General features: G+C 64.0%; 17 protein-coding genes. 10 read left to right on the top strand and 7 right to left on the bottom strand.

Features of this window, described 5'->3' with window-relative positions; genetic code table 11:
- Window positions 1-527 precede the first annotated feature (527 nt).
- Window positions 528-1553, bottom strand: a complete 1026-nt coding sequence (locus BLQ85_RS06235; RefSeq protein ID WP_074575465.1) for a zinc-binding alcohol dehydrogenase family protein — start codon at window positions 1551-1553, stop codon at window positions 528-530.
- 121 nt (window positions 1554-1674) lie between these two features.
- Between BLQ85_RS06235 and BLQ85_RS06230 the strand changes: the two genes are divergently transcribed.
- Entirely contained in the window at window positions 1675-2577 is a 903-nt protein-coding gene (locus BLQ85_RS06230; protein ID WP_074575464.1) for a LysR family transcriptional regulator, read from the top strand.
- A 190-nt stretch (window positions 2578-2767) separates the two neighbouring features.
- Window positions 2768-3136, top strand: coding sequence for an HPF/RaiA family ribosome-associated protein (locus tag BLQ85_RS06225; protein WP_074575463.1), 369 nt, complete (start codon window positions 2768-2770; stop codon window positions 3134-3136).
- A 27-nt stretch (window positions 3137-3163) separates the two neighbouring features.
- Here BLQ85_RS06225 and BLQ85_RS06220 read toward each other — a convergent pair whose 3' ends face one another.
- Window positions 3164-3670 (bottom strand): DUF1993 domain-containing protein, encoded by a 507-nt coding sequence (locus tag BLQ85_RS06220; protein ID WP_074575462.1) that lies wholly within the window; start codon window positions 3668-3670, stop codon window positions 3164-3166.
- Window positions 3671-3815: 145 nt separating this feature from the next.
- On the opposite strand from BLQ85_RS06220, the gene BLQ85_RS06215 reads away from it, so the two are divergent.
- Together BLQ85_RS06215 and BLQ85_RS06210 are read left to right on the top strand one after the other, a co-directional pair.
- Entirely contained in the window at window positions 3816-4568 is a 753-nt protein-coding gene (locus BLQ85_RS06215) for a metallophosphoesterase family protein (protein WP_074575843.1), read from the top strand.
- On the top strand, window positions 4565-6013 hold the full coding sequence (locus BLQ85_RS06210; RefSeq protein WP_074575461.1) for a bifunctional serine/threonine-protein kinase/universal stress protein: 1449 nt from the start codon (window positions 4565-4567) through the stop codon (window positions 6011-6013). The genes BLQ85_RS06215 and BLQ85_RS06210 overlap by 4 nt, the downstream gene beginning before the upstream one ends.
- Before the next feature lie 110 nt (window positions 6014-6123).
- On the opposite strand, the gene BLQ85_RS06205 is transcribed toward BLQ85_RS06210, so the two are convergent.
- Window positions 6124-6681, bottom strand: coding sequence for a PAS and helix-turn-helix domain-containing protein (locus BLQ85_RS06205; protein ID WP_074575460.1), 558 nt, complete (start codon window positions 6679-6681; stop codon window positions 6124-6126).
- Window positions 6682-6760: 79 nt separating this feature from the next.
- Here BLQ85_RS06205 and BLQ85_RS06200 point away from each other — a divergent pair, with 79 nt between their 5' ends.
- Both BLQ85_RS06200 and BLQ85_RS06195 read left to right on the top strand, forming a co-directional pair.
- A complete protein-coding gene (locus tag BLQ85_RS06200) occupies window positions 6761-7468 on the top strand; it encodes a CoA transferase subunit A (RefSeq protein WP_074575459.1) in 708 nt (235 codons plus the stop codon).
- A 2-nt stretch (window positions 7469-7470) separates the two neighbouring features.
- Window positions 7471-8106 (top strand): 3-oxoacid CoA-transferase subunit B, encoded by a 636-nt coding sequence (locus tag BLQ85_RS06195; protein ID WP_007868823.1) that lies wholly within the window; start codon window positions 7471-7473, stop codon window positions 8104-8106.
- Window positions 8107-8192: 86 nt separating this feature from the next.
- Here BLQ85_RS06195 and BLQ85_RS06190 read toward each other — a convergent pair whose 3' ends face one another.
- From BLQ85_RS06190 to BLQ85_RS06180, 3 genes are read right to left on the bottom strand one after another with little or no spacing between them, the layout of a single operon-like run.
- Window positions 8193-8774 carry a MarR family winged helix-turn-helix transcriptional regulator gene (locus BLQ85_RS06190; RefSeq protein WP_074575458.1) on the bottom strand — a complete coding sequence of 194 codons (582 nt, stop codon included), beginning with the start codon at window positions 8772-8774 and terminating at the stop codon, window positions 8193-8195.
- Window positions 8771-9970, bottom strand: coding sequence for a Gfo/Idh/MocA family protein (locus BLQ85_RS06185; RefSeq protein ID WP_074575457.1), 1200 nt, complete (start codon window positions 9968-9970; stop codon window positions 8771-8773). Before BLQ85_RS06185 ends, BLQ85_RS06190 begins: the two co-directional genes overlap by 4 nt.
- Window positions 9967-10953, bottom strand: coding sequence for a PDR/VanB family oxidoreductase (locus tag BLQ85_RS06180; protein WP_074575456.1), 987 nt, complete (start codon window positions 10951-10953; stop codon window positions 9967-9969). The genes BLQ85_RS06185 and BLQ85_RS06180 overlap by 4 nt, the downstream gene beginning before the upstream one ends.
- Before the next feature lie 165 nt (window positions 10954-11118).
- On the opposite strand from BLQ85_RS06180, the gene BLQ85_RS06175 reads away from it, so the two are divergent.
- From BLQ85_RS06175 to BLQ85_RS06160, 4 genes are all read left to right on the top strand, one after another.
- The gene (locus tag BLQ85_RS06175; RefSeq protein WP_074575455.1) at window positions 11119-12426 is read left to right on the top strand and encodes a Rieske 2Fe-2S domain-containing protein; all 1308 of its coding nucleotides are present in this window, start codon (window positions 11119-11121) and stop codon (window positions 12424-12426) included.
- 65 nt (window positions 12427-12491) lie between these two features.
- A complete protein-coding gene (locus BLQ85_RS06170; protein WP_074575454.1) occupies window positions 12492-13472 on the top strand; it encodes a Bug family tripartite tricarboxylate transporter substrate binding protein in 981 nt (326 codons plus the stop codon).
- A gap of 37 nt (window positions 13473-13509) precedes the next feature.
- Entirely contained in the window at window positions 13510-14502 is a 993-nt protein-coding gene (locus BLQ85_RS06165) for a substrate-binding domain-containing protein (RefSeq protein WP_074575453.1), read from the top strand.
- Window positions 14503-14554: 52 nt separating this feature from the next.
- A complete protein-coding gene (locus BLQ85_RS06160) occupies window positions 14555-15532 on the top strand; it encodes a DMT family transporter (protein ID WP_074575452.1) in 978 nt (325 codons plus the stop codon).
- A 98-nt stretch (window positions 15533-15630) separates the two neighbouring features.
- Here BLQ85_RS06160 and BLQ85_RS06155 read toward each other — a convergent pair whose 3' ends face one another.
- Window positions 15631-16638 carry a zinc-dependent alcohol dehydrogenase family protein gene (locus BLQ85_RS06155; RefSeq protein WP_074575451.1) on the bottom strand — a complete coding sequence of 336 codons (1008 nt, stop codon included), beginning with the start codon at window positions 16636-16638 and terminating at the stop codon, window positions 15631-15633.
- Between the last annotated feature and the right edge of the window lie 75 nt (window positions 16639-16713).

The following is a 16713-nucleotide window of genomic DNA, read 5'->3' as shown; positions in this document are numbered from 1 at the left end:
ACTTCGCTCAAACAACGCCAGCCCTTATCCCTCCTCCGTCTGCGCTGCTCGGCCCAGCCAGGACGGGGCAATCGGGAGCGGGGACAGAAAACCAAGAAGACAAATACAAACAAGGACACGCCATGGCGTGTCCTTGTTTCTTCAGTTATTCAGTATTTTTCTCCCACCCCCTTGTGTATGCGCCGAGGAGCGGAGGTTCAGGCGGATAAGGGATCGCGTTGTTTGAGCGAAGCGAGTTTAGCGAGACCCCGCCTGAACCGAGCACCGCAGGTTGCCCGCAGCGAAGCGGAGGGACGCAGACACCAGGGTCGCCTTTTCTTTTGCTTACTTTTGGTGTTTGCGTAACTTCGCTGCGCGAAGTGAGCAAACCCCGCGCGCATAGCGCGCCTTTTGGCGAACAAAAGAAAACCCGCTTTGCGGGTTTCGATAAAAGTGAGTAGCTGCCGGGCTACCCCCGGCCAGCAGAACTTAACAAAAAGCGCAAAGGCCGGAGCAAGAACCGGCCAAACCAAGCCCGACCGGCAAGGTTAAAAAAACCCTTCCAACACCACCTTGCCGCGCGACTTGCCCGATTCAATCAGGGCATGCGCGCGCCGCAAATTCGCGGCATTGATGCTGCCAAAACGTTCGGTCAGTGTGGTGCGGATCAAGCCCGCATCGACCAGCTGCGCAATCTCGGTCAGCAGCCTGTGCTGCGCCACCATGTCGGCGGTGCCGAACATGGAGCGGGTGAACATGGACTCCCAGTGGATGGAAATGCTTTTGCGTTTGAACTTTGTCATGTCCACGTTCTTCGGGTCGTCGATCAGGCCGAAATGGCCTTGGGGTGCCAGCGCCTCGACGATCTGGTCCAGGTGCGAATCGGTTTGTGTGAGGCTCACCACATAGTCGACCTCGGGAATGCCGATGCGCTTGAGCTCCGCGGCAAGCGGCTGGCTGTGGTCTATGACGTGGTGGGCGCCCAGTTCTTTCACCCAGGCCTGGGTTTCGGGGCGTGAGGCCGTGCCGATCACCGTGAGGGAAGTCAGGCGCGCGGCCAGCTGCGTCATGATGGAACCGACACCGCCCGAGGCGCCGATGATCAGCAGCTTTTGGTGCGTGGGCTTTTTGCCCGGCTGCAGGCCGAGGCGGTCGAACAGCATTTCCCAGGCAGTGATGCTGGTCAGCGGCAGGGCGGCGGCTTGTGCGAAGTCGAGCGAGGCGGGCATGCGGCCCACGATGCGTTCGTCCACCAGGTGTAGTTCGCTGTTGGTGCCGGCGCGTGTGATGGAACCCGCATACCAGACCTTGTCGCCGGCCTTGAACAGCGTTACGTCCGGGCCCACGGCGCGCACGATGCCGCTGGCGTCATAGCCCAGCACCTTGTAGTCCTGGCCCGCGGCGCGCGAAACACCTGCGCGCACCTTGGCGTCCACCGGGTTGACGGAAATCGCCTTCACTTCGACCAGCAGGTCCTGGCCCGTGGGCGTGGGGTCGGGCAGGGTGATGTCGACAAGGCCGGTCTGGCCTGCCGGGTCCAGTGCGTGGGCTTGCTGGTAGCCAATGGCTTTCATGGTGGAGTCCTTTGAGTTGAGAAGAGTTGCAAAAGAGGAATGGATGGCTTGAACTGTATGGATTTTGAAAATCAAGATAAACAGGCGGGCAGTTGAAGCTATTTGCAAATAAAATTTGTAAATGAGAGCCCTGCAAGACCTGGAAATCTTTGTTCGCACCGTGGATTCGGGCAGCCTGTCGGCCACCGCCCGCGGCCTGGACCTGACGCCCGCTGCCGCCAGCGCCGCGCTCAAGCGGCTGGAAGAAGAGCTGCAGGCACCGCTGTTTGTGCGCTCCACGCGCAGCCTGCGCCTCACGCGCGAGGGCGAGGTTTTCCTCGCGCATTGCCGGCCCGCGCTGGCCGCCTTGCGGGATGCGCAGCTGGAACTGGCCAGCGGCCGGCAGCAGGTCAGCGGCATGCTGCAGCTGGCCGCGCCCTCCGATTTCGGCCGCAACCTGCTGCTGCCCTGGCTGGAAGAATTCCAGCAACTGCACCCCGGCATCCAGTACCGTCTGCATTTGTCGGACCGCGTCACCAATGTCTACAGCGACCTGGTCGATGCGGCCTTCCGCCAGGGCGAGCCACCCGATTCCAGCATGCTGGCGCTGCCGGTGCAGCTGACGAATCGCCGCGTGCTGTGCGCGTCGCCCGCCTACCTGCAGGCGCGGGGCAGGCCCGAAACGCCGCAGGCGCTTGCCGCGCACAGCTGCCTGTGCTTCATGCTCGGTGAAGAGGTGTATGACCGCTGGAAGTTCTGGCGCGATGGCGAGGAGGTGGTGGTGCGCGCCGGCGGCGGCAACATCGCCAACGACGGCGACGTGGTGCGCCTGTGGGCGCTGGCCGGCCGCGGCATCATGTACAAGTCACGGCTGGACGTGGCGGCCGACCTGGCCGCGGGCCGGCTGGTGGCCCTGTGCACCGACTGGCAAACCGAGGCATCGCCGATGTACATGGTGCTGCCGGGGCGGCGGCAATTGACGCCGGGCCTGCGCTTGCTGCGGGAATTTATCGGGGAGCGCTGCGCGGCATTGGCCACCCGTTAGTTTGCAACCGTGTGTGTGCATACGCAAGCGAATGGTTCAAACCCGCCCTCACTCCAGGGTTGCGTCCAGGACTACAGACCCGCGGCCCCATCGCGCGCACAATGAATTTTCCAGCCGCCACCTTGGCGGCTCACAAGGCAGCCCGGCCCGCAGGCCCGCGCGCTGCAATTCCTGAAAGGAAAAAAATCCCATGCAAATCCAGGTCAATTCCAAGCACACGATGCACACCGGCGAGTCTTTCGAGCGCTGGGCCAGCGGCGAGCTGCATGAGTCGCTGAGTCGCTTCAAGGGTGACATCACGCGCATCGAGGTGCATATGAGCGACGAAAACGGCGACAAGGCCAGTCCCGACCAGAAGCGTTGCGTAATGGAGGCGCGCCTGGCGCACCACGACCCGCTGGCCGTCAACCACCAGGCGCCCAACCAGGACCTGGCTTTTCGCGGCGCCAGCGACAAACTCAAACGTGTGCTGGACCACACCCTGGGCAAGCTGCGCGACCACCACCGCGACCGCGAAACCATACGGCGCGAACCGGCGCCTGAGTCCGGAACGCCTTAGCGCATTCCCGGCCGGATGCGCATGCGCTCAGAATTTCCCGAGGTAGTCCATCTTGCCGAGCGGCACGCCCTGGTGGCGCAGGATGTCGTAAGCGGTGGTCAGGTGGAAGAATAAATTGGGCAGCACAAAATCCAGCAGGTAGGGCTCGCAGACAAAGTTCATTTCCTTGCCGCGTACCTTGAGCGTCACGGTGCCGCCGGCGCGCGCGTTGATTTGCGCTTCGTCCACGGTCTTGAGGAAGTCCAGCGTCTTGGTGATGCGGGCTTGCAATTCTTCAAACGTGGTTTCGGTGTCGGCGAAGCTGGGCGGGGTGATGGCGGCCAGGCGCGCGGCGCCGAACTTGGCGGCATCGCTGGCGCCTTGCACCTGGCCCGAGAGCGGGTACATGTCGGGCGCCAGGCGGGCGTTGACGTAGGTCGAGAGGTCGACCTTGTTGGCCTCTGCGTGGGCCCTGGCTTTTTCAAGCACGGCCGACAGGTTGTGAAAGCCGCGGATAAAGACGGGAATGGAAGCCTGGTAGAGGGTCAGCGACATGGAAATTTTCCTGGGATGGGGTGAATTCGGGGCGGCGCCAAAACGCCGGCCCTGATTTTGTTCCTGTTGCGGAAATTTTGCTGCCGCCTGGTGCAAACTTGGGGCAAAGCCGTGTTTCACGGTGAATGAAACCAGCGCCAAGCCCATGAAGATTGCCCTGCTGTCGGACATACACGCCAACCTGCGCGCGCTGCAGGCCTGCCTCGCCCATGCCGCCGCGCAAGGCGCCGGCAGGCTGGCGGTGCTGGGCGACCTGGTGGGCTACGGTGCGCAACCGGCCGAGGTGGTGCGGCGCATTCGCGGCCTGGCAGGCGATGGTGCCATTGTGCTCAAGGGCAACCATGACGGGTACGCCGTGGCGCCACCCGGCCAGGCCCATTCTCTCGACCAGAGCGGCGCTGCCTGGACCCGCGAACGGCTGGACCCGGAGGCGCTGGATTTCCTGGCGGCGCTGCCGCTGACGGCCACCGTGGATGCGGCGCTGCTGGTGCATGCCAGTGCCGACGCGCCCGAGCGCTGGTACTACGTCGACAACGAACACCGCGCCGAAGCCTGCCTGGACGCCGCCTGCCTGAACCCGGCCGTGCGTTATGTGTTCTGCGGCCACGTACACGAGCAGGCGCTGTTTTTCCGGGGTGCGGGGCAAGGGCTGATGCGCTTTGCGCCCACGCCGGGCGTGCCCATCCCGGTGCCGCCGCACCGCCGCTGGCTTGCCACCGTGGGCTCGGTGGGCCAGCCGCGCGACGGCGACACCCGGGCCATGTATGCGCTGTTTGACACGGACCGGGCCGAGCTGACCTTCCACCGTGTGGCTTACGACCACCTGGCCGCCGCGGCCGATGTGCGCGCGGCGGGTTTGCCAGGCCATTTCGCTGCGCGGCTGGAGGCGGGCTTGTGAGCTTGATGGCGCCCGGCACCGTGGTCGACGGATTTATCGTTGGCGAATGCCTGCATGCCGGCGGCATGGCGCATATCTACCAGGTGGGCTATGCCGACCCGTCGCGGGCCGCGCCCTTTCCCATGGCGATGAAGGTGCCGCGCATGACGGCCGGCGATGGCGCTGAAAACATCGTGGGTTTCGAAGTGGAGCTGCAGCTGCTGTCGGCGCTGACCGGGCCGCACGTGCCGCGCCTGGTGGCGGCGGGCGACCTCGAAAAGCTGCCCTACCTGGTGATGGAATACGTGCCCGGCCGCACCCTGCAGCAATTGCTGGATGACAGCCCGGGGCCGCTGCCCGCGCAGGACATCGCCAGTCTGGGCGTGGCCGTGGCCCAGGCGGTGCACAGCCTGCACCTGCAGGAGGCCTGCCACCTGGACCTGAAGCCGGCCAATGTGCTGCTGCGCCCTGACGGCAGCGCGGTGCTGCTGGACTTCGGGCTGTCCTGCCATGCGCACTACCCGGACCTGCTGGCCGAGGAACTGCGCCCGGCCGTCGGCTCCCCCGCCTGGATGGCGCCCGAGCAGGTGGTCGGTGTGCGGGGCGACCCGCGCAGCGACATCTTTGCCGTCGGTGTGATGCTCTACGAGCTGGCCGTGCGCGAACTGCCCTTTGGCAACCCGCAGACCCGGGGCGGCCTGCGCCAGCGCCTGTGGATGGACCCGGTGCCGCCGCGCGCCTTGCGGCCGGAGCTGCCCGAGTGGCTGCAGGAGGTGATCCTGCATTGCCTGCAGGGCGAAGCCGGCCGGCGTTATGCGTCGGCCGCGCACCTGGCGCTGGACCTGTCGGACCCGTCGCAGATCGCCGTGACGGAGCTGGGGCGGCGCTTGCAAGCCACCGGTTTCTGGGCGCACTTCAAGCGCTGGCTGCGCGCGGCGGGCAAGCACTACCGGCCCAGCCCCCTGCCTTCGCGGCAGCTTGAGGCGGCGCCCATCGTCATGGTGGCCCTGCCTTACCGGGACGTGAGCGACGCCACGCTGTATTCCCTGCGGCGCGCCGTGATGCGGGTGCTGGGTACGGCGCCCGGCGCGCGGCTGGCCTGCGTGACGGTGATTGACGCGGCGAAAGCGGCCGGCAACGACAGCGAGGCCAATGAAACCACCTTGCACCGGCGCTACCTGGGCATGCTCAGGCAGTGGGCCCAGCCGTTGAACCTGGACAGCCGGGCGCTGTCTTTCCACGTCATCGAATCGGGTGACGTCGCGCAGGCGCTGCTGCACTACGCCAGGGGTAACCAGGTCGGCATCATCGTCATGGGGGCGGCGACGCACGGCTTGCAAATGCAGCGCCTGCTGGCGACGGTGCCCATCAAGGTCGCCATGGCGGCGCCTTGCACGGTGATCCTGGTCAAGCAGGCGCTGCCGTTCGGCCGGCTTGCGGGGGAAGAGGACGGCCCGGACTCCTAGGCTGGCTCATTCCATTTCCAAATCAAGCGTGAACGCGAAGGCCCGCCGCAGACAGTGCTACAGCACGGCAAGGCGGACCGACAAAGTGCACGTTTGATTTGGAGATGGAATCAGGAGCCGGCCATCAGCTTGTGCACCAGGTCGGCCGTGGTCGAGGCCTTGTACTTGCGCATCAGGCGGGCGCGGTAAATCTCGACGGTGCGGTGGCTGATGACCAGCGCGCGGCCGATTTCCTTGGAGGTCAAACCGTCCATCAGGTGGGCGGCCACTTCGCGTTCGCGTGCGGTGAGTTCGGCCGTGACGGGGCGGCGCGAGCTGAGGTCTTCAAAGGTCCAGATGCCGGCCTCGTGCGGCGCGCTGCGGTTGAGGGCACGGCCGGTGACGTGGCACCAGAAGGTCTCGCCCTTGTTGCGGCCGTCCACGCGCTTCATGATGCGGTCGTCGGAGTACAGGCCCTTGGCATTCAGGATGGGAATCATGCGCGCGCCTATGCGCTCGTACTCGTCCGCGCTGGGGTAGAGGATCAGGAAAGACTGGCCCGCGAGTTGCTCACGCGTGGCGCCGAACATCTCGCATAAATGCTGGTTGCAGTCCACAATCGAGCGGTTGCGGGACAGCACCAGTCCCACCGGCGCCAGGTCGAATGCGAGCTGGTAATCCACTTCCACAGTACAAACCTTTAGGGAAAACTACGTAACTTGATAAGTAGTATCGTAATGGATTGCCTGGAACACAAGGAGATGATTTGTGAAGAAACTTTTTCCCTCCGCCGCGGAGGCCCTCAAGGGCGTGGTCAAGGATGGCCAGTTATTGGCCGTGGGCGGCTTCGGCCTGTGCGGCATTCCCGAGGCGCTGATTGACGCGCTGCGCGACAGCCAGGTCAAAAACCTGACGGTGATCTCCAACAACGCGGGCGTCGACGGCTTCGGCCTGGGCAAGCTGCTGGAAACCCGGCAGATCAAAAAAATGATTTCCAGCTACGTCGGCGAGAACAAGGAGTTCGAGCGCCAATACCTGGCCGGCGAACTGGAGCTGGAGTTCACGCCCCAGGGCACGCTGGCCGAAAAGCTGCGCGCCGGCGGCGCTGGCATCCCGGCTTTTTTCACCAAGACCGGCGTGGGCACGCAGGTCGCCGAGGGCAAGGAATTGCGCGAATTCGACGGCGAAACCTATGTGATGGAGCGCTCGCTGGTGCCCGACGTGGCCCTGGTCAAGGCGCATGTGGCCGACAAGTCCGGCAACCTGCGCTTTAACCTCACGGCGCGCAACTTCAACCCGGCCGCCGCGATGGCCGGCAAAATTTGTATTGTCGAGGTGGAGAAGGTCGTCGAAGTCGGCGAACTGGCGCCCGACGACATCCACCTGCCGGGCATTTATGTGCACCGCATCGTGCTCAACGCGAATCCTGAAAAACGCATTGAGAAACGGACCATCACCGAGAAAGCAGGAGTTTGACCATGCCCTGGACCCAAGACCAGATGGCGGCGCGCGCCGCCCAGGAACTCGAAGACGGTTTTTACGTGAACCTCGGCATCGGCATCCCGACCCTGGTGGCCAATTTCACCGGCGACAAGGAAGTCTGGCTGCAGTCGGAAAACGGCATGCTGGGCATAGGCCCTTTCCCGACCGAAGACCAGGTCGACGCCGACCTGATCAACGCGGGCAAGCAGACCGTCACCACCATCAAGGGCTCGTCCATCTTCGGCAGCCATGACAGCTTCGCGATGATTCGCGGCGGCAAGATCAACCTGTCCATCCTGGGCGCCATGCAGGTCAGCGAAAAAGGCGACCTGGCCAACTGGATGATCCCGGGCAAGATGGTCAAGGGCATGGGCGGTGCGATGGACCTGGTGGCGGGCGTCAAGCGCGTCATCGTCCTCATGGAGCACGTCGCCAAAAAGAAGGACGGCACCGAGGACCTCAAGATCCTGCCCAAGTGCACCCTGCCGCTCACCGGTGTGGGCGTGGTGGACCGCATCATCACCGACCTGGCCGTGATGGACGTGACGCCGCAAGGCCTCAAGGTGGTGGAGCTGGCGCCCGGCGTGACGCGCGAAGCGCTGCAGGCCAAGACCGGCGTTACGCTGGTCTGACGCCGTAAAGCAAAAAGCCGCCGGCCTGTTCAGGCGGCGGCTTTGGTTTTACCGAATTTCGCGGATGTCGCGGATTTCCCCCGGGCTTATCGGTTTCCGGGCATCTTTTTTTCGGTAATTTTCACCTTTTCGGTTTTCTCCGGCGGCTCGCCTCTGGCGGCGGCCTTGCGCCTGGCGGGCGCGGCCTTTTCCTGCAGCAATTCGTCCCGGGCCAGGTTCTCGATCATGGCCAGCAACACGGTGCGTGTCATCTTGATGTGTTCCGGCTCTATGCCCTCGATGCTCACGTTGTTGGTCTCTTCGGCCAGGGGCACCAGCAGCTGCTTGAGCGCGCGGCCCTTGTCGCTGAGGTACACATACATATTCTTCTTGTTGGTGGGCAGCTGCTTGCGCTCTATGTAGCCCAGCGCCTCCATGGCCTTCATGGCGGTGAAGGTGGTGGGCTCCATCACGCCGGCGCGCTCGCTGAGCTCTTTTTGTGTCAGGCCGTCGGACTCCCAGAGGATGCGCAGAAAGGTCCAGTGGCCGAAGGGTACCCCGTGCCGCGCCAACCGCACCTGCAGCGCGCGGTGGAAGGCGCGTGAGGCATCGCGGATCAGGTGCGCGAGGCGGTCATTGGGCACGGCTTCACGCCAGTGGCGGATGATGTTTTGGGTGTCGTTGCTCATGACCCCGCATTGTGACCGACTTGGTGCGGGGGAGCGCAATCCCGGCCGCTGCGCGCGGATTCCAGCAGCGCCAGGCAGACCGCGGTGGTGGCGCGGGCCCATTCGCCGCTGTGCACCGGAGGCTTGTCATGGGCCACGGCGGCATACAGCTCGTCAACCACCTCCTGGCGCGGGACGGCCGGGGTGGGCAGGGTTTCCGCGGTTTTTTCGCTGTCGGTATAAATGCTTATTTCCGACGGCCCGGGTCGCAGGTCGGCCTTTTCGCAGCTCACGATGAGCTGGCCGAAATGCTGGTGCCGCAGGCCCGCGGGCAGGGCGCTGCCGGCCGTGTACAGACTGCCGCCGTAGTTGCGGGCCGCCTTGAGCGCGCTTTCTTCGGCGGAGGTGGCCGCGCCCTGAAGGCGCTTGCGGGCTGCGCCGTAGTCGGCCGGGTTTTTGAGCTGGCCCATCTCGCCGATGTTGCCCAGCAGCTCGTCCGAGTCGTAGTGGCCGTAGCCGCTGTAGGTGGCCGAGGCAAAGGCGCCGCCTTCAAAGCCCAGCAGCGCGCTGTAGGCGCCCTCGGTGGGGCGGCTCGCGTCCCAGGCGCCGGTATGGGCGCGCACGCTGCGCACCAGGCCGCCGCCCAGCAGGCGCACGATGTCTATCTGGTGGGTGGCCTGGCTGTGGATCACGCCGCCGCCGGCCGCCGTGTCCAGTTCCTCGGGGCGGCGCGGGCGGTACAGGAAATCGGTGAAGTTCAGCGCGTGGATCATCTTCACCGCGCCGTAGCGGCCGCTGTCAATCAGTTCGCGCGTGCGGCGTATCGGGGTGTTGAAGCTGTGGCTGTGGCCCACGATCAGGTGCACGCCCGCACTACGGGCCGCTTCAATCATGGCGCTGCATTCGTCCACCGTGAGCGCCATGGGTTTTTCCACCAGCACGTGCTTGCCGAAGGAGGCAGCCAGGCGCACGTGTTCGGCGTGGAACTGGTGCGGTGAGGCGATGTAGAGCGCCTCCACCGCCGGGTTGGCGCACAAGGCTTCCATGGACGCGTAGCTGGGCGTGCCGAAGTCTTTTTCAAACTGCGCGCGCGCGGCGGCGATAGGGTCGGTCGCACCCACCAGCTTCACGCGGCCGTCATGCACAAAGGTGGGCAGCATCAGCGTGAAGGCCCGGCCCAGGCCGACGATGCCGAGTTTCAGTGTGCGCTCCGTCATAAGTCCAGTACCAGTTCAGGCGATTTTGCACGCGAGACGCAGACCATGATGTGACCGGCCTTTTCCTCCTCGCTCAGCACCATGTCGCGGTGCTCGGCCTCGCCGGCCAGCAGGCCGGTCTTGCAGCTGCCGCAGGTGCCGCTTTCGCAGGAACTGGCCACGCGCAGACCCGCGCTGCGCAGGGCTTCGAGGAGAGTCTGCTCCGCGCTGACCTCCACCGTCTTGCCGCTTTGGGCCAGGCGCACACGGAAGGGCGTGTTGTCCGCAAACACCGTGGCGTCGACGCCGAAGCTCTCGAAATGCACCTTGCCCGAAGGCCAGTGGCCCGACATGTCGGCCACGCTGTCCATCAGGCCCCTGGGGCCGCAGCAGTAGACGTGGGCAGGGCCAGGCTTTTCAAACACCGGCCACAGGTCCAGCGCTTCGTTGATGTCGCCGTTGTCGTGGTGGATCTGCACCTGGCCCGGAAATTCGGATTGCAGTTCGTTGATGAAAGCGGTGCCGGCGGCGTCGCGCGTGCAGTAATACAGCTTGAAGCCGGCGGCGCCTGTGCGCTTGAGCTGCCGCATCATGGAAAGAATCGGCGTGATGCCTATGCCGCCCGCGATAAAAATGAAGTCGCTCGCCTGCGCGGCCAGTTCGAAGTTGTTGCGCGGCGCACTGACGGACAGCAGCTGCCCGGCCTGCACCTCGTCGGCCATGCTGATGGAGCCACCGCGCCCGCGCCCGTCGCGCTTCACGGCGATCTGCCAGGCGCCGGTATCGGCCGGGTCGCTGCACAAGGAGTAATTGCGGCGCACGCCGCTGGGCACTTGCACCGTGAGATGCGAGCCGGCCGTGAAGGCGGGCAGGGGCGCACCTTCGGGGTGGCGCAGCTCGAACCAATAAATCCCTTGCGCAACCTCCTGCTTGCGCGCCACCGCCAGCGGAAAGAAATCGGGCTCCGCGGCCGGCACGCCATCGGCCCTGGGGTTAACGCTCATTTTTGTCTCCACAAATTTTCTTGACAAACCGCCAAATCGCGATAATCTTAGTCATCTAAGAATAATCACCTTGCCCCGGATTGGCAAGTTGTTTTTAAACCTGTTTTGATTGAGGGCTCCCGCCCGCGGGGCCATGACCGATAAACCGATAAAAGGACATTCGCGATGTTGACCGCTGAGGAAAATGAACTGCTCTGCCGTGTTGAGGGCCAGGCCCCCATGGGGCAGCTGATGCGCCGCCACTGGACGCCGGTCTGCCTGATCGAAGAGGTCAGCGAGCCCGACGGCACACCCGTCAAGGCGCGCGTCTTCGGCGAGGACCTGGTAGTGTTCCGCGACACCAAGGGCCGCGTCGGCGTGATGGACGAATACTGCCCGCACCGCCGCGTCTCGCTGGTCTTCGGCCGCAATGAGGACTGCGGCCTGCGCTGCCTCTACCACGGCTGGAAGATGGACGTGGAGGGCAATGTGCTGGAGATGGTCTCCGAGCCCGCCGCCAGCGGCATGGCGCAAAAGGTCAAGCACCTGGCCTACCCGGTGAAAGAGTGGGGCGGTTTTGTCTGGGCCTATATGGGCCCCAAGGAAACCCAGCCCGAGTTCGTGCCGCCGGCCTGGGCGCCCACGGCCGATGCCAGGGTCACCATCGCCAAGGCGCTGATCCCCTGCAACTGGGCGCAAATCCTCGAAGGCGCGATCGACTCGGCGCACAGCTCCAGCCTGCATTCCTCGGACATGGTGCCGGCGCGCGTGGATGGCGCCGAAGCCACCGACACCAACTGGCTGCGCCCCTCCACCGACAAGGCGCCGCGCATGCAGGTAGAGCGCGGCGGCTACGGCTTCCGGTATGCCGCAATCCGCCGCCCGATCAAGAACGCGGCCGCCAACGACTACATACGCTCCACCGTGTTCGTCGCGCCGGCCACCGCGCTGATCCCGCCCAACAACCTCTACAACGTGGCCAACATCAATGTGCCCATGGACGACACCAACACGGCCTTTTATTTCATCGCCTGGGGCCACCCTGAGCAGACGCCCGACACCGACACCTGGCGCAAGTTCCTGGGCCAGCAGATCGGCCCCGACCTGGACGCCAGCTATACGCCGCTGCGCAACCGCGCCAACAACTTCTGGCAAGACCGTGAAGCCATGAAGGCCGGCAACTTCACCGGCATCACCGGCTTTCCCAACCAGGACATCGCGATGTGGGTCACCATGGGGCCGATCGCCGACCGCACGCATGAGCGCCTGGGCGCCAGCGACATGGCGGTGGTCGAATTCCGCAAGCAGATGCTCGAGGCCGTGCGCAACTTCCAGGCCGGCGGGGCTGCCATAGGCACGGGCGCTTTGCGCATTCCCTCCAGCGTGGTTGCCTTCCAGGCTATCGTGCCCAAGACCACCGACTGGCGCGCCTACCAGGCCGCTTATGTCTGGGATACCCGCGAGCCCGCGCTGGAGCCGTCTTACTCCACCTAGGCCGGCTATTCCTCATTGGCTTTCCGCCCGCAACGTCAGCAAAAAATTATCAGGAGACAAGTCCCATGAAACCACCACGCCGTTCCCTTTTGCTGGCCAGCGCGATGCTGCTGGCCGGCCTGCTGCCCCAGCTTGCCGGGGCCCAGGGCGCCTACCCCAACCACGCCATCAAGTTTGTTGTGCCCTATGCGGCCGGCGGACTGCCCGACACGGTGGCGCGTATCTATGCGCAGCGCCTGGGCGACAAACTGGGCCAGGCGGTGGTGGTCGACAACCGGCCCGGCGCCAACGGCGTGGTCGCCGCGCAGGCGCTGGCCACGGCCCCAAAGGACGGCTACACCTTTCTGGTGACCGACGGCTCCATGTTCTCCATCAACCCCGCCATCTACAAAAACCTGGGCTATGACTACAAGCGCGACTTCATGCCGGTCTCGCTTGCGGCGCGCGCGCCGCTGTACCTCGCGGTGCATCCCAAGGTGCCGGCCAACAGCTTCCAGGAATTTATCGCGCTGGCCAAGGCCAAGCCCGGCACGCTGAACTACGGCTCCTCCGGCATAGGCAGCACCCACCACCTGACCATGGAGGCCATGAAGGCAGCGCTGGGCCTGCAGATCACGCATGTGCCCTTCAAGGGCACCGGCCAGTCCGTGCCCGCGCTGATAGGCGGCCAGGTCGAGGTGCTGTTCTCGGCGCTGCCTTCGCTGTCCGGCTTTGTGAAGAGCGGGCAGGTCAAGCTGCTGGCCAATAACGCGGCGCAGCGCTCCAGCCAGGAGCCCAATGTGCCGGCCATCGCCGAAACCATTCCAGGCTTTGACTTCGCGCCCATCGTCGGCGTGCTGGCCGCCACCGGCACACCGGCCAGCGCCATCGAGCGCATCAGCCACGAGATGGCGCAGATCGCCAGGATGCCGGACGTCATCGCCACGCTCAACAACGCCGGCATAGAGCCCATAGGCAGCAGCCCGGCCGACTACGGCAAAGCCATCCTCGGCGAAAACGAACGCCTGGCCAAGGCCATCTCGGCTTCCGGCATCAAGCCTGAATGACCCACTGGAATCTCTCTCTCAAGGAACACACCGCGACATGTCAAAACTGAAACTGAGCTTCGGCTGCTGGAACTACGACCGCACCCGCGCCCTGATGGACGGGAGCGTGCAGCCCGACGGCATAGACCTGAACTACCTCAACATGCCGGTGGAGGAAACCTTCTTTCGCATGCTGAGGCACAGGGAGTTCGATGTCGCGGAAATGTCGCTCTCCTCGTACACGGTATCCCTGTTCAAGGAGCCGCGGCCCTTTGTGGCGATCCCGGTGTTCCCCTCGCGCTTTTTCCGCCACTCCTGCATTTATGTGAACGCCAATGCCGGCATTCGCGAAGCCAAAGACCTGATAGGCAAGCGCGTCGGCAACCCCGAGTACCAGATGACGGCACCGGTGTGGATACGCGGCATCCTGTCCGACCACTACGGCGTGCCCGTCGACAGCGTGACTTACTTCACCGGCGGCGAGGAAGAACCCGGCCGCTCCGAAAAAATCCAGCTCGACCTGCCGCCCAACATCAAGGTTCAGCGCATAGGCCCGGAGCAGACCCTCGCGCAGATGCTGCTCGACGGCGAGATCGACGCGCTCTACACCGCGCGCATGCCTTCGAGCTTCCTCAAGGGCGGCGGCAAGGTGCTGCGCCTGTTTGAGGACTATGAACAGGTCGAGCGCAACTACTTCAAAGAGACAGGCATTTTCCCCATCATGCACACCGTGGCGATACGCCGCGAGGTCTACGAGGCGAATCGCTGGGTGGCGCGCTCCATGATGAAGGCGCTTGAAGAGTCGCAGCGCCGCACCTATGAAGACCTTTATGAAACCGCGGCCCTCAAGGCCATGCTGCCCTGGCTGACCTCGCATGTCGAGCAGGTCAGGCGCGAGATGGGCGAGGACTTCTGGCCTTACGGCTTCGAGAAAAACCAGGCCACCTTGCAGACCTTTTTGCGCTACTCTTTCGAGCAGGGTTTGTCCAAACGGCTGCTCAAGCCCGAGGAGCTGTTCGCACCCGAGTCGCTGGAGGCCTTCAAGATCTAGGTGTGGCTGCAAGGCGCGCGCTTTTCCGCACAAGACAACAAAATGAGGTTGGATGTCTGACACCTACCTGGGCTACCTGCTGGCCGGCGCCGCCTTGCTGCTTTTCACCGCGTCCATCCTGCTCACCAAGCTGGCCTCCCACAGGCTGGACCTCGGCCTGGGCTTTCTGGTCGCCACTACCGCCAACGTCGTTTTCTCCGCACTGGCCTTTGCGGTGCAGATGGGCCTGCGCGGCGATGCGCTGCTGTGGAACGCCCAGGCCTTCTGGCTGTTCGCCGCGGCGGGCGCCTTTGCCACCTACCTGGGGCGCTTTTTCTTTTACGAGTCCGTCGTGCGCTTCGGCCCGGCCAAGGCCAGCATCTTCCAGATCAGCAGCCCGCTGTTTACCGCCCTGATGGCCTGGCTGCTGCTGGGCGAGCGCCTTAGCGTGCTGGCGGCGCTGGGCATGCTGATGACCATCGCCGGCCTGATGCTGGTGAGCTACAAGCCCGGTTTCTTCTCGCGCCGCAATGCGGTGGTCGTGATGCCGCCCGACGGCGGCCCCGCGCCCGCGGCCCTCAAGTCTAGCGTGGCGCAGCGGACGATGGGGCGCGTGATGCAGTCGGTGTTTCTGCTGGGCGTGGGCAGCTCCATGGCCTATGCCATCGGCAATGTGCTCAGGGGCTCGGCCGTGCGCGGCTGGAACGAACCCGTGCTGGGCGCGCTGGTCGGGGCGCTCAGCGGCCTGGCGCTGCACCTGCTGTTCAGCGCCGGCAAGCGCGAGATCATGCAACGATTGCGCACGGCCGACCGCGGCGGTGTGGCGTTTTTTGCGCTGATAGGCGTCTCGACGATTTCCGCGCAAATCTGCGTCATAGGCGCCATGCGCTACATACCGCTGTCCGTCGCCACGCTGGTGACCTTGTGCACGCCCATCCTGGTGTTTCCGCTCAGCCACCTGCTGTTCAAGAACCAGGACAGGATCACGGCGGTCACGCTGGCCGGCAGCGGCCTGACACTGCTCGGCATCGCCATCATCGTGATGCGGTAACAGGCCCTAAGTCGCCGACCCACTGCCTCCGATTTTTAGAACAATCGGGATAAATTCTGGTGGCAAGGTCGCAAATTGGCTTGCCTGAACGAAATGACTCAGAAAGACAAAATGACCTTGCCAAAATGTTTTCCCGAATGGAGGTGCTGAAGCGCCTCCGCGGCATTTGTCCAGTGGGTGACGGAATCAATCATCGGTTTTGTCTTCGTCGATGCCATCGCCTGGACCAGTTCTTGCAGCATTCGGCGTGAACCGACCGGAATTCCTCGAACGGTCGCCTGCTTGCGGAAAATATCCAGGGGATTGAATCCCCCATCAACGCCGCCCAGATAGCCGATCACGTTAATTTGGCCTCCTGGGCGGATCGATTTCAGCGACTGTTCGAAGCTTTGGGGGCCGCCGACCTCGAGAACGTGATCGACACCCCGGCCGTTCGTCAGTTTGAGAATCTCGGCCGACCAGTTGGGATATCTCTTGTAATTTACTTTCCCCAATACACCCGGCGTGGTGAGCTTCTCCAACTTCTCATCGCTGCCAGAAGTAATCACAACCTGGGCACCCGCCATCTCGGCGAACTGCATTGCAAACAAGGACACCCCGCCGGTTCCCTGCACCAGTACCACCTCACCCGGCTTTACGCCTCCAGAAGTGACAAGGGCATTCCAGGCCGTGGATGCGGCGCAAGGAAGGCTCGCCGCCTCGATGTCGTTAATTTCCGGCGGCACCACCACAAGCCTGTCTTCGCTTGTCAGAAACTGCTCACTCAAAACACCGTCTGAAGGGCCGCCCAGCGGCGCTCCCGCGACACTCGCATCAAAGGAACCGTCGTGCCACCTTTCCCAAAATGCCACAACGGCCCGGTCGCCTTTTTTCACCCGTGTGACGTTCTTCCCTACCTCAATCACTTCCCCCAAGCAGTCCGACATCGGCACGAGCGGAAACTTGAAAGGCGTGTGATAGGAACCGAGCACTATTTCAACGTCGCGGTAATTCAGCCCGACCGCCCTGACCCGCAGAAGAACTTGCCGAGGCCCCGGCAGGGGAGCTTCCCGGCTGATCAACTTCAGTCCGTCAAACCCATTCTTTTCGATCACCATGGATTTCATGCTTTTCTCCTGTTGGTTTTGTCCAGGCGATGCACTATCCTTCAGTGACTGACATTAATCAAATTCATTATTTTG

This window comes from Polaromonas sp. JS666, assembly GCF_900103405.1.
Classification (GTDB): Bacteria; Pseudomonadota; Gammaproteobacteria; order Burkholderiales; family Burkholderiaceae_C; genus Polaromonas.
This window is presented reverse-complemented; position numbering and strand designations above follow the sequence as displayed.